Consider the following 12,601-nt stretch of genomic DNA (forward strand, 5'->3'; position numbering starts at 1 on the left):
GATCGTATTCTGTCGGGCGTGACCACCGGACGGCTGATCCTCGGAGCCACGCCGCTGGGTCAGCCGGGGGATGCGTCGAAACGACTGGTCGACGCCCTCGCGACCGCCGACGTGGTGGCCGCTGAGGACACCCGGCGGGTGCGCTCCCTGGCCCAATCACTGGACGTGCGGATCGCCGGGCGGGTGATCAGCCTGTTCGACCAGAACGAGGCGGCCCGGGTGCCCGCGCTGATCGACGACATCAAGGCGGGGGCCACCGTGCTGGTGGTCAGCGACGCCGGGATGCCGCTGATCAACGATCCCGGCTATCGGATGGTGACCGCGTGCATTGACGCTGAGCTGGCCGTCACCTGCCTGCCCGGCCCGTCGGCGGTCACCACCGCGCTGGCGGTGTCCGGGCTGCCGTCGGACCGGTTCTGCTTCGAGGGATTCGCGCCGCGCAAGCAGTCCGCGCGACGGACCTGGCTGGCCGGTTTGGCCGGCGAGCAACGCACCTGCGTGTTCTTCGAATCACCGCGCCGGCTGGCCGACTGCCTGCGCGACGCGGTCGACGAACTCGGTGCGGACCGCCGGGTGGTGGTGTGCCGGGAGCTGACGAAAGTGCACGAGGAGATCCTTCGCGGCACGCTGGCCGAACTCGCAGAGTGGGCAGACGACACAGTCCTCGGCGAGATCACCGTCGTACTCGCTCCCGCGGTTCCGACCACCGACCTGCCGACATTGGTCGCCGAGGTCGAGGTGATGGTCGCCGATGGCATGCGGGTCAAGGACGCCTGCGCGCGGGTGGTCGACGCCCATCCGGGCGCACCGTCCAAGCGGGATCTCTATGACGCGGTGCTGCGCTCGCGCTCGCCGGCCTGAAGCACCGCAGCGGCCTTGTGCAGGCATTCCTGCCATTCGGCCATCGCGTCGGAGTCGGCCGTGATGCCGCCGCCGACGCCGAGCACCGCCGCGCCGGTCGCGTCGAATTCGACGGTCCGGATCGCCACGTTCAGTTCGGTGCCCGCAACCGGGGATGCCATCCCCAGCGTCCCGCAATAGATACCGCGGCGGCGTGGTTCCCACTCTGAAAGTAATTGCCGAGCACGGGTTTTCGGAGTGCCGGTCACGGAAGCCGGGGGGAAGGTCGCGGCCAACAGCGCGCTGTTGGGGATCTCGGAGCGGACCTTCGCGGCCACCGTCGACACCAGGTGCCACACCCCGGGTGCGGCCCGGACCGTGAGAAGTTCGGCGACGGTGACGGTTCCGGTGTCGGCGACCCGGCCGAGGTCGTTGCGGACCAGGTCCACGATCATGATGTTCTCGGCGACGTCCTTGACCGACGCCCGTAGTTCGTCCGGTGACCGGTGCAGGGGCAGCGTCCCTTTGATCGGACTGGACGCCACGTCGTCTCCGGTCCGCCGCAGGAACAGCTCCGGTGACAGTGAGGCCACTGCGCCCCAGTCGCCCGCCAGGTAGACGGCCCGCGCCGGTGTGGTCCGGGCGACCGCGTCGGCGAAGAACTCCAGCGACGAGCCCCGCAGCGTGCCGGTGAACTGCGTGCACACGCAGGCCTGGTACACCTCGCCCGCCTCGATCGCGGCCAAGCAGGCCAGTACACCCTCTTGGTGGCACGCGAAATCGGCTTCGTTCCAATCGATTTCGTAGGTGCTCGACGGCGCCGGGGACGACAGCGCGTCGGCCACCCATCCCGCGACCGGTGCGCCGGAGAGGCTTTCGTGCCACCAGCAGCCGTCGCGGTCCAATCGCAGCACGCTGTCGGTCCAGCCGCCTGCCGCCTCGGGGATTCGCGGCGGTGCGCCATCGTCCGCGGCGTCGGGATAGGACAGGTAGCCGATCCAGCCGCCGCCGACCGTGTCACCGTGGTGGCCGGGCGACACCGGGAACATCGCGTCGGGATCGACCGGCCGCACCGACAGGGTGGGGGCGATCACCGCACCGGCGCCGAACCATTCACCGACCAGGGCGGCAGGCGGCGCCAATCCGCACCGGCGGGCGGCGGCGGCCACGGCGCGCAGAACCTCGGCGGCGGTGCCGAGGTCCCCGAGCCGGTCGATGCGCATCGCCATAGCCTGACGCCTGCGGTCGGCAGACGCAAAGAGTCAGCGGCTGATCTCCCTGCGCACAGTGACCGCGGCGAGCTTGTCGGGGTTGCGCATCGCGTAGAAGTTGGTGATCGTCCCCTCGGTGATCTCCACCAGCATCACCGACTCGGCCCGGTCGCCGCGGAAGACGACGATCGCGGGCGCGCCGTTGTAGTTCGCGCCCTCGATCCGGTACTCCGGTGTCGCCTGGCGGAACAGCCCGATGATGAGCCTGGCGACCTTGGCCGGCCCCAGCACCGGACGGCGGGCGGCGCTGACCTTGCCGTCGCTGTCGGAGGTGAACACCACGTCGGGCGCCAGCATGCTCATCAGCCCGTCCAGGTCACCGGTTGCGGCCGCCATCAGGAATTGCGTGGTGATCTGCTCGGACTGTTGCGGGTCCAGCGGGGAGAACCGGCGCCGCCGTGAGTGCACGTGCTCGCGGGCGCGATGCGCCATCTGCCGCACAGCGGCCGTGGATTTACCTATGGCGTCGGCGATTTCGTCGTGGCTGAAGCCGAACACCTCACGCAGCACGAAGACCGCGCGCTCGTCGGGCGTCAGCGTCTCGAGCACCACGAGCATCGCCATCGACACCGACTCGGCCAGCACCACGTCGGCGGCTCCGTCGTGCTCGTCGAGCAGCAGGGGTTCGGGCAGCCACGGGCCGACATAGTCCTCGCGGCGACGGGATTGCGAGCGCAGCGTGTTCAGCGCCTGCCGGGTGACCAGCTGGGCCAGATACGCCTTGGTGTCCCGAACCGCATCCAGATCGACTGTCGCCCAACGTAAATAGCTGTCCTGCAACACGTCGTCAGCCTCGGTGGCCGAGCCGGTGATCTCGTAGGCGATGGTGAACAGCAGCGGGCGCAGCAGCGTGAACCGGTCGGCGTGCTCGTCGGCCGCGGTCACCGCGTCGCCACCGGTTCGGGAGCGGGGCGCCTGCCGCCGCCCTTGATCCAGAAATAGGAGCCCGGCTTGCGGGCCTCGCGGCGCAGGAAGCTGATGGTGCCCTTGCAGACCGCCTCCTTGATCGTCGCCGCGGTGCGCCCACCGATGTACAGCGGCAGCGGAACATCGTTGGTGCGGGCGATCTGAATGGTCGCGCCGCTTCGGCCGAGGCTGATGCACTGGCCGGTGAACGCCTGGCTGATAACGGCCGGTTGATCCCCGGCGAGCCGGGCCAGGACGGTGTTGGCGGCTTGCGCGCCCAGCGGGATCGCGGCCTGGCAGCTCATCCGCAGCGGCTGCCCCGACGGGGCGGCCGCATCACCGGCCGCGACGATCCGGTCGCTGTCGACACTGGTCAGTGTCTCGTCGGTGAGCAGCCGTCCCATCGCGTCGGTACGCAGGCCGGAGCGCGTCGCGAGATCTGGGACGCCGAAACCAGCGGTCCAGATCGTCACCGTGCTCGCCAGCCTGCGCCCGTCGCCGAGGGTGACCGCATCGGCGGCCACCGCGGTCACCACCGCCTGCGGTCCGTCGACGATCTCGACGCCGAGCTTGCGCAGCCGCTTGGCCACCGACCGGCGCCCTGGCGTGCTCAGGTAGGGCCCGAGGACCGCACCGCATACCAGCGTGACCGTGCGGCCCCGCTCGGCCAGTTCGGCGGCGGTCTCGATACCCGTCGGCCCGGCGCCGACGACGCACACCGGCGCGCCGTAGTGCAGGTCGGCCAGCGCGGTGGTCAACCGCTGTGCCTCTTCGAGATCGGCGATGGGATAGGCGAATTCGTCGGCGCCCGGCACCGCCGGCCGGGCGGAGCCGCTGCCCACCGCGTAGATCAGATAGTCATAGGGCACCGCCGGGCCGCTGAACAGTTCGACCTGCCGGGTCTGGGTGTCGATGCGGGTGGCGGCGTCGACCACCAGCTCGATACCGGGACCGAGGATCTCGGCATAGTCGACGACGGCGTCGTCGGAGCCGGTGACCAGCTGGTGCAGCCGGATCCGTTCGACGAAGTCGGGGCGGGGGTTGACCAAGGCGATGTCCAGGTCGGGACGCAGCCGTAGATGATTGGCCGCGATCACTCCGGCATAGCCGCCGCCGATCACCACAACTCGAGTGCGTTGCTCAGTCATCACATCTCTCCTTTGAGGTCGCTTGAGCGTGCTGACCTCGAGACACCAGGGGACCGGTGGATGTGACGTTACGTGACGCAGCTCACAGCGTCACTCGGCCGGCTGGTACCGGGGGAAGACGCCGGCTGGTGCCGGCAGCTCGGTGCCGGGCGCGATACGGACCGCGACCGCACCGAAGTCGCGGGCCGACTCCGGCTGCCCGAGCAGGTCGAGCAGGGTGGCGGCCGACGTGGGCATGACCGGCTGCACCAGCAGCGCCGCGATCCGCACCACCTCCAGCGTCACGTAGAGAACCGTCCGGAACCGCTCCTGGTCGGCGGCCGCCTCGGACTTACGCAGCACCCACGGCTCCTGAGCCGAGAAGTAGCGGTTGGCGGCACCGAGCATCGCCCAGATCGCCTCCAGGGCGAGGTGCATGGCGGGCACGTCGAAGTGGGCGCGCACCCGCGCCAGCAGCTCGTCGGCGAGCGCCAGCAGTTCTCGGTCGGCATCGGTGAACTCGCCCGGCTCCGGCACCCGCGCGTCGAGGTTCTTGTTGACCATCGACAGCGAGCGCTGCGCCAGATTGCCGAACTCGTTGGCGAGGTCGGCATTGATCCGGCCGACGATGGCGTCCTCGCTGTAGCTGCCGTCCTGTCCGAACGGGACCTCGCGCAGCAGGAAGTAACGCACCTGGTCGAGGCCGAAGGCGTCGACCAGAGCGAACGGGTCGACGACATTGCCCACCGACTTGCTCATCTTCTCGCCGCTGTTGAGCAGGAAGCCGTGCACGAAAACCCTTCTGGGCAGCTCGATTCCGGCCGACATCAGGAACGCCGGCCAGTACACGGTGTGGAACCGGATGATGTCCTTGCCGATCATGTGCAGATCGGCGGGCCAGTACTTGCGGAACGACTCCGAGTCGGTGTCGGGGAAGCCGGCGCCGGTCAGGTAGTTCGTCAGCGCGTCCACCCACACGTACATGACGTGGTCCGGGTGGTCCGGCACGGGCACACCCCAGTCGAAGGTGGTCCGTGAGATCGACAGGTCGCGAAGGCCACCCGAGACGAAGCTGACGACCTCGTTGCGGCGGACGTCGGGACCGATGAACTCCGGGTGCGCCCGGTAATGGGCCAGCAGCCGGTCGGCGTAGTTCGACAACCGGAAGAAGTAGGTCTGCTCCTCGGTCCACGTCACCGGAGTACCGGTCTCGATGGAGTACTTGTTGCCGTCGGCGCGGGTTTCGAGTTCGTCCTCGGTATAGAAGCGTTCGTCGCGCACCGAGTACCAACCCGAGTAGGAGTCGAGATAGATGTCGCCTGCGGCGTCCATCCGCTTCCAGATCTCGATCGACGCGTCGATGTGGTCGGCGTCGGTGGTTCGGATGAACCGGTCGAACGAGGCCCCGAGCTTTTCCTGCATCGCCTGGAACGCATCGGAGTTGCGGCGGGCCAGGTCTGCGGTCGGGATGCCCTCGGCGGCGGCCGTCTGCGCCATCTTCAGCCCGTGCTCGTCGGTTCCGGTCAGGTAGCGCACGTCGAAACCATCGAGCCGCTTGAAGCGGGCGATCGCGTCGGTCGCGATGTACTCGTAGGCGTGGCCGATGTGCGGCGCACCGTTGGGGTAGGCGATCGCGGTGGTCAGGTAGTACGGCGGCTTACTCATTTGGGGTTCACCCTAAAGTGTGGGCGTGGGTTCCCAGGACAAGAGGCGCGAGCCGCCGCCGCTCCCAGAGCCCTTGACGCCGCTGATCGACGCGCACACCCACCTGGACGCGTGCGGCGCCCGCACCGCGGACGACGTGCGCGCAATCCTGGACCGTGCCGGCGAAGCGGGCGTCGTCGCGGCGGTGACGATCGCCGACGATCTCGATGCCGCCCGCTGGGCCGCCGAGGCCGCCACTTGGGACCCGCGCGTCTATGCCGCCGTCGCGCTGCATCCGACCCGCGCGAACGCGCTGACCGACGGCGCACGCGCGGAGCTGGAACAGCTGGCGTCCACCGCGCGGGTGGTGGCGGTCGGGGAGACCGGCATGGACCTGTACTGGCCCGGCAAGCTCGACGGCTGTGCTGAACCTTCGGTCCAGCGAGAGTCGTTCGCCTGGCACATCGACCTGGCCAAGCGGACCGGCAAACCGCTGATGATCCACAACCGCGACGCCGACGCCGAGGTGCTCGACGTGCTGCGCGCCGAGGGCGCCCCCGAGACCGTCATCTTTCACTGCTTCTCCTCGGGCCCCGAGATGGCCCGGACCTGCGTCGAGGCGGGCTGGGTGCTGAGCCTGTCCGGCACGGTGAGCTTCCGCAACGCCCGTGACCTGCGCGAGGCGGCGGCGCTGATCCCGCCACGCCAGCTGCTCGTCGAGACCGACGCCCCGTTCCTGACCCCGCACCCCTACCGCGGGGCACCCAACGAGCCATATTGCCTGCCCTACACGGTGCGTGCCCTGGCCGAGGTCGTCGGGCGCCCGGCAGAGTTGCTGGCTGAGCAGTCTTCGGACACCGCCCGGCGGGTCTACGGTCTCTAAGGGTCTGTTGAGAGCGGCGGGCCCGGGTTGCTCCGGGCCGGGATGGTTCGTTACCGTCTTGTGATCAAAGGGGAGCCACATTGGCGCCCCTGTTGCTTTTTAAGTACTTAGGCAGGACCGAAACTCTTGAACGCGTTGACCAAGCTGCATCAGTCGCCGTCACCGATCCTTCGTCTCGTCGTCGCCGCAGTGCTGCTGACGCTGGCCGGTGCGGGGGCGTTCGCGGTGAGCTCCCACAAGACCGTGACTCTCAACATCGACGGTGCCCAGATGAAGGTCAGCACGATGAAGTCGCGGGTGATCGACGTCGTGCAGGAGAACGGCTACTCCGTCGGCGAGCGCGACGATCTCTTTCCCGGCGCCAACCAGCCCGTCAGCAATGCCGAGACGATCGTGCTGCGGCGCAGCCGGCCCCTGCAGATCTCGTTGGACGGCCAGGACGCCAAGCAGGTGTGGACCACGGCCTCGACCGTGGACGAGGCGCTGGCTCAGCTGCGGATGACCGATACCGCCCCGGCCGCGGCCTCACGCGGCAGCCGCCTGCCCCTGGAGGGCATGGCGCTTCCCGTGGTGAGTGCCAAGACGGTTCAGATCAACGACGGCGGAGTGGTGAACACCGTGCACCTGGCCGCGCCGAACGTGGCCGGCCTGCTCGCCGCCGCGGGCGTGCCGCTGGAGCAGGCCGACTCGGTGGTGCCCGCGCCGTCCTCGCCGGTGATCGCGGGTATGCAGATCCAGGTCACCAGGATCCGCGTCGAGAAGGTGACCCAGCAGATGCCGCTGGCGCCGGTCGCGCAGCGGATCGAGGACCCGACGCTGAACATGAGCCGCCAGGTCGTGGAGGATCCCGGAACGCCCGGCTTGCAAGACGTGACTTTTGCTGTCGCCAAGGTCAACGGGGTGGAAACGGGTCGGCTTCCCGTTGCCAACACTGTCGTTGTCCCGGCGCGTGATTCGGTTTTGCGGGTCGGAGCGAAGCCCGGTACCGAGGTTCCTAAGGTGCTGAACGGACCCATTTGGGATGCCATTGCCAGGTGCGAAGCGGGCGGAAACTGGGCGATCAATACCGGTAACGGTTACTTCGGTGGCGTGCAATTTGATCAAAACACCTGGGAAAGAAACGGCGGACTGCGCTATGCTGAGCGAGCCGATTTGGCAACCAGAGAAGAACAAATTGCGATTGCTGAAGTAACAAGATCGCGACAAGGCTGGGGAGCGTGGCCCGTGTGTGGTAGGGGTGCATCGTGACAATTCGTTTACTCGGTCGGACCGAGATCAGAAATCTGGCCAAAGAACTCGACTTCAAGCCGCGTAAGTCTCTGGGACAGAATTTCGTACACGACGCAAATACCGTGCGTCGCATTGTCTCCGCGTCCGGGATAAACAAGCACGATCATGTCCTGGAAGTCGGGCCCGGACTCGGTTCTCTGACGCTGGCATTGCTGGACCGCGGCGCGACGGTGAGCGCGATCGAAATCGACCCGGTCCTCGCCCAGCGCCTTCCCAAGACGGTTGCTGAACACTCACACAGCGAGATCCACCGGCTGACCGTGCTCAATCGCGACATCCTCGGCATCGAGCGCTCCGACCTCGTCGAGCCGCCGACCGCGGTGGTGGCCAATCTCCCGTACAACATCGCCGTTCCGGCGCTGCTGCACCTGCTGGCCGAATTCCCCTCGATCCGGACCGTGATGGTGATGGTCCAGGCCGAGGTGGCTGAGCGCCTTGCCGCCGAGCCCGGCGGCAAGGACTACGGCGTACCCAGCGTCAAGGTCCGGTTCTTCGGCAAGGTTCGCCGCTACGGCATGGTGTCGCCGACGGTGTTCTGGCCGATCCCGCGGGTCTACTCCGGTCTGGTGCGCATCGACCGCCACGAGACCTCACCGTGGCCGACCGAAGACGACTTCCGTGAGAGCGTGTTCGAGCTGATCGACATCGCCTTCGCGCAGCGGCGCAAGACGGCCCGCAACGCCTTCCTGGAATGGGCCGGCTCCGGCAACGAATCCGCCGAACGCCTGCTCGCCGCCAGCATCGATCCCGCCCGGCGCGGGGAGACGCTGACGGTCGCCGACTTCGTCAGGCTGCTGCAGCGCTCGGGTGACTTCACGCCGTCGACGGACTCCTCCGAAGGCCCGTCACGGCCTGCTCAGGTGTTCTGAGCGCTTCGCACTGCTTCGGTGAGGTGATGCACCAATTCGGTGCATGACGGGTATCGCCGATCTGGATCCTTCGCGATCGCTCTGGCCAAAACCAGGTCGAACGACCTCGTCAGCCAAGGGATCCGCGCCGATACCTCCGGCGGCGGACTGTGTACGTGTGCGTCCACCAGCGCCAGCGGATTGTCGTACGCGAACGGCGGTGCGCCGGTGAGCAATTCCAGGGCGGTGCAGGCCAGGGCGTATTCGTCGGTCGCCGCTTGCGGGAGGCGCCCCTGCAGCAGTTCGGGAGCGGCGTAGGGCAGCGAGGTCACCACGTGGGCGGGCCGGTGCCAGACGTCCTCGGCGAGGATGTGCGCGACGCCGAAGTCGATGAGAACCGCGCCGAGTTTGGAAAAGTCTTGGTGCACAAGAATATTCGTAGGCTTGACGTCGCTGTGCACGACGCCGTCGTGGTGGGCGTGGTCGAGCGCCGCGGCGATCTGGCCGAGCGCCGCAAGCCGGTCCGCCAGCGACGTCAGCCGGGTGGCGTCGCCGCCGTCGACGTACTGCATGGCCATCCAGTGTTGGCCATGGTCGTAGACGGTCACGATGTGGCGGTGACGCAGCCGGTCGGCGATGCGGTATTCGCGGGCCAGCCGGGCGATGCTCGCCGGGCTGCGGTGGTCGTCGTCGAGCACCTTCAGCGCGACCAGTTCCGGTGTCCGGCCGGCCCCGCGGGCCAGGTAGACCGCCGCTTCGCCGCCGCGGCCCAGCTCGCTTTCGACGACGTAGCCCGCGAACGATTGCCCGGGATGCGTCACGGTTCGACCCTAGAGCGCGGGTCGGCGACGGCCGGGCGAATTGCGCACGGCGCGATAGTCTCGTGGGCGTGTCCTCGTCCAACGGTTCTATCGCTGCCGAGTGGGTGCCGACCGGATCGGTGACCGTGCGCGTGCCGGGCAAGGTGAATCTGTACCTGGAGGTCGGTGACCGTCGCGACGACGGCTATCACGAGCTCGCCACCGTCTTCCACGCCGTGTCTCTGGTCGATGAGGTGACGGTGCGCAACGCCGACGTCTTGTCCCTGCGGGTGGTCGGCGAAGGTGCCGATCAGCTGCCCGTCGACGAGACCAACATCGCCTGGCAGGCCGCCGAGCTGATGGCCGAGCACATCGGGCGCGCTCCCGACGTGGAGATCACCATCGACAAGTCGATTCCGGTGGCCGGTGGGATGGCCGGCGGTAGTGCCGACGCCGCGGCGGTCCTGGTCGCGATGAACAATCTCTGGGAGCTGGGTGTGCCGCGCCGCGACCTGCATGCGCTGGCCGCCCAGCTGGGAAGTGACGTCCCGTTCGCCCTGCACGGCGGCACTGCGCTGGGCACCGGTCGAGGCGAAGAGCTGGCGACGGTATTGGCCCGCAACACATTTCACTGGGTGCTGGCCTTCGGTGAGGGTGGGTTGTCGACGGCGGAGGTCTATCGCGAGATCGACCGGCTCCGCGAAGCTGGCGATCCGCCGCGGCTGACCGATCCCGAGCCGCTGCTGGGCGCACTGGCCGGCGGCAATCCGCGAGAGCTGGCCCCCTTGCTGGGCAACGACCTGCAGGCTGCGGCACTGAGCCTGAACCCGGGACTGCGCCGGACCCTGCGGGCGGGTGCCGAGGCGGGTGCGCTGGCCGGCATCGTCTCCGGGTCCGGGCCGACATGTGCGTTCCTATGCGAGTCGGCGTCCGCCGCGGTGGATGTCGGTACCGACCTGGCAGGCGCCGACGTGTGCCGCACCGTGCGGGTGGCCAGCGGGCCGGTTCAGGGTGCCCGGATCGTGCCGGGCCGGCCGACCTGACTGTGACGCGCTTCTCATTAAACCGTAAAACTTGGCGGTAACTTAAGGGGAGTTTAAGATGATCGACGGTGACAACTAGCGGCTTGGTACTGCACACATATGAATCGCCCACCCCGGTCCGGGGCGGGCGGTGGTCCGGCGGTACCGGCACTGTCGTCGCATCATCACCATTTCGAGATCGAACCGCTCCCCAGTCGTACTGGCGTGCCTCCTATGCAGGGCGTTGTGGCCGGTGGAGCATGAAATACAGGGCGTTCGCTTCATCCCCAACGTCGCTGATCAGCCAGCTCCGGATGCCGAGGAGGTCGTCGTGAGCCGTTTCACCGACAAGATGTTCCACAGTGCCTTGACCAGCAGTAAGGGCATGGTCACCGGGGAACCGCACGAGCCGGTTCGGCACACGTGGCGTGAGGTGCACGAACGGGCCCGTCGCATCGCGGGCGGCCTGGCCGAAGCCGGGATCGGCCTCGGCGACGCCGTCGGCGTGCTGGCCGGCGCTCCGGTGGAGATCGCCCCGACCGCTCAGGCGCTCTGGATGCGCGGCGGCAGCCTGACCATGCTGCACCAGCCCACTCCGCGTACCGACCTGGAGCAGTGGGCCAAGGACACCGCGACCGTCATCGACATGATCGAGGCCAAGGCCGTCGTCGTCTCCGACCCGTTCCTGGTCGCGGTGCCGGTGCTCGAAGAGCGCGGCGTCAAGGTCCTCACGGTGGAGGCGCTGCTGGCCGCCGAGCCCGTCGACCCGGTCGAGACCTCCGAAGACGACGTCGCGCTGATGCAGTTGACCTCCGGGTCGACCGGCTCGCCGAAGGCCGTCATCATCACGCACCGCAACATCCACTCCAACGCCGAGGCGATGTTCATCGGGGCCAAGTACGACATCGAGAAAGATGTCATGGTCAGCTGGCTGCCCTGCTTCCACGACATGGGCATGGTCGGGTTCCTGACCATCCCGATGTACTTCGGCGCCGAGCTGGTCAAGGTCACGCCGATGGACTTCCTGCGCGACACCCTGCTGTGGGCCAAGCTCATCGACAAGTACAAGGGCACCATGACCGCGGCGCCGAACTTCGCGTACGCGTTGTTCGCCAAGCGCCTGCGCCGCCAGGCCAAGCCCGGCGAGTTCGATCTGTCCACGCTGCGCTTCGCCCTGTCCGGGGCCGAGCCGGTCGACCCCGCCGACGTCGAGGACCTGCTGGACGCAGGCAAGCCGTTCGGCCTCCAGCCCGAGGCGATCCTGCCGGCCTACGGCATGGCCGAGACCACGCTGGCGGTCTCGTTCTCCGAGTGCGGGGCCGGGCTGGTTGTCGACGAAGTCGACGCCGATCTGCTGGCCGCACTGCGCCGCGCCGTGCCCGCATCGAAGGGGAACACCCGCCGGCTTGCGACGCTCGGCCCGCTGCTCAAGGACCTCGAGGCGCGCATCGTCGACGAGGACGGCAACGTGTTGCCTGCCCGCGGTGTGGGCATCATCGAGCTGCGCGGCGAGTCGCTGACCCCGGGCTACATCACCATGGGCGGCTTCGTGCCCGCCCAGGACGAGTGCGGCTGGTACGACACCGGTGACCTCGGCTACCTGCTGGAGAACGGTCACGTCGTGGTGTGTGGCCGGGTCAAGGATGTCATCATCATGGCCGGCCGCAACATCTACCCGACCGACATCGAGCGGGCCGCCGGACGTGTGGAAGGGGTGCGCCCCGGCTGTGCCGTCGCGGTGCGCCTCGATGCCGGCCACTCCCGCGAGACCTTTGCGGTGGCCGTCGAATCCAACGCCTGGCAGGATCCCGCCGCGGTGCGGCGCATCGAGCACGAGGTGGCACACGAGGTGGTCGCCGAGGTCGACGTGCGCCCGCGCAATGTCGTTGTCCTCGGGCCGGGCACCATTCCGAAGACGCCGTCGGGCAAGCTGCGTCGCGCCAACTCGGTCGCGCTGGTCACCTAACCGG

11 protein-coding genes are annotated in these 12,601 nt (G+C 68.3%); 6 read left to right on the plus strand and 5 right to left on the minus strand.

Features of this window, described 5'->3' with window-relative positions; genetic code table 11:
• Positions 1-18 precede the first annotated feature (18 nt).
• Positions 19-861 carry a 16S rRNA (cytidine(1402)-2'-O)-methyltransferase gene (rsmI, locus tag BST42_RS22905; RefSeq protein ID WP_083121629.1) on the plus strand — a complete coding sequence of 281 codons (843 nt, stop codon included), beginning with the start codon at positions 19-21 and terminating at the stop codon, positions 859-861.
• Here rsmI and BST42_RS22910 read toward each other — a convergent pair.
• The 4 genes from BST42_RS22910 to metG form a co-directional block, all read right to left on the minus strand.
• Positions 825-2,063, minus strand: a complete 1,239-nt coding sequence (locus tag BST42_RS22910) for an aminodeoxychorismate synthase component I (RefSeq protein ID WP_083121708.1) — start codon at positions 2,061-2,063, stop codon at positions 825-827. The genes rsmI and BST42_RS22910 overlap by 37 nt on opposite strands.
• Positions 2,064-2,102: 39 nt before the next feature.
• Positions 2,103-2,996, minus strand: a complete 894-nt coding sequence (locus BST42_RS22915; protein WP_083121630.1) for an RNA polymerase sigma-70 factor — start codon at positions 2,994-2,996, stop codon at positions 2,103-2,105.
• The gene (locus tag BST42_RS22920) at positions 2,993-4,165 is read right to left on the minus strand and encodes an NAD(P)/FAD-dependent oxidoreductase (RefSeq protein WP_083121631.1); all 1,173 of its coding nucleotides are present in this window, start codon (positions 4,163-4,165) and stop codon (positions 2,993-2,995) included. Before BST42_RS22920 ends, BST42_RS22915 begins: the two co-directional genes overlap by 4 nt.
• 90 nt (positions 4,166-4,255) lie before the next feature.
• Positions 4,256-5,809: a methionine--tRNA ligase gene (gene metG / locus BST42_RS22925; protein ID WP_083121632.1), complete on the minus strand. Its 1,554-nt coding sequence runs from the start codon at positions 5,807-5,809 to the stop codon at positions 4,256-4,258.
• Positions 5,810-5,834: 25 nt separating this feature from the next.
• Between metG and BST42_RS22930 the strand changes: the two genes are divergently transcribed.
• The 3 genes from BST42_RS22930 (at position 5,835) to rsmA (ending at position 8,830) form a co-directional block, all read left to right on the plus strand.
• Positions 5,835-6,671 carry a TatD family hydrolase gene (locus tag BST42_RS22930; RefSeq protein ID WP_083121633.1) on the plus strand — a complete coding sequence of 279 codons (837 nt, stop codon included), beginning with the start codon at positions 5,835-5,837 and terminating at the stop codon, positions 6,669-6,671.
• A gap of 126 nt (positions 6,672-6,797) precedes the next feature.
• Positions 6,798-7,919: a resuscitation-promoting factor gene (locus BST42_RS22935; protein WP_083121634.1), complete on the plus strand. Its 1,122-nt coding sequence runs from the start codon at positions 6,798-6,800 to the stop codon at positions 7,917-7,919.
• Positions 7,916-8,830 (plus strand): 16S rRNA (adenine(1518)-N(6)/adenine(1519)-N(6))-dimethyltransferase RsmA, encoded by a 915-nt coding sequence (gene rsmA, locus BST42_RS22940; protein ID WP_083121635.1) that lies wholly within the window; start codon positions 7,916-7,918, stop codon positions 8,828-8,830. The genes BST42_RS22935 and rsmA overlap by 4 nt, the downstream gene beginning before the upstream one ends.
• Here the strand turns inward: rsmA and BST42_RS22945 are convergent.
• Entirely contained in the window at positions 8,818-9,630 is an 813-nt protein-coding gene (locus tag BST42_RS22945; RefSeq protein WP_083121636.1) for a serine/threonine-protein kinase, read from the minus strand. The genes rsmA and BST42_RS22945 overlap by 13 nt on opposite strands.
• Before the next feature lie 68 nt (positions 9,631-9,698).
• On the opposite strand from BST42_RS22945, the gene BST42_RS22950 reads away from it, so the two are divergent.
• Positions 9,699-10,652 carry a 4-(cytidine 5'-diphospho)-2-C-methyl-D-erythritol kinase gene (locus tag BST42_RS22950; protein ID WP_083121709.1) on the plus strand — a complete coding sequence of 318 codons (954 nt, stop codon included), beginning with the start codon at positions 9,699-9,701 and terminating at the stop codon, positions 10,650-10,652.
• Positions 10,653-10,962: 310 nt separating this feature from the next.
• Positions 10,963-12,597, plus strand: a complete 1,635-nt coding sequence (locus BST42_RS22955; RefSeq protein ID WP_083121710.1) for a fatty acyl-AMP ligase — start codon at positions 10,963-10,965, stop codon at positions 12,595-12,597.
• Positions 12,598-12,601: the final 4 nt, after the last annotated feature.

It is taken from the genome of Mycolicibacterium rhodesiae (genome assembly GCF_002086695.1).
In the GTDB taxonomy this organism is placed as follows: domain Bacteria; phylum Actinomycetota; class Actinomycetes; order Mycobacteriales; family Mycobacteriaceae; genus Mycobacterium; species Mycobacterium rhodesiae.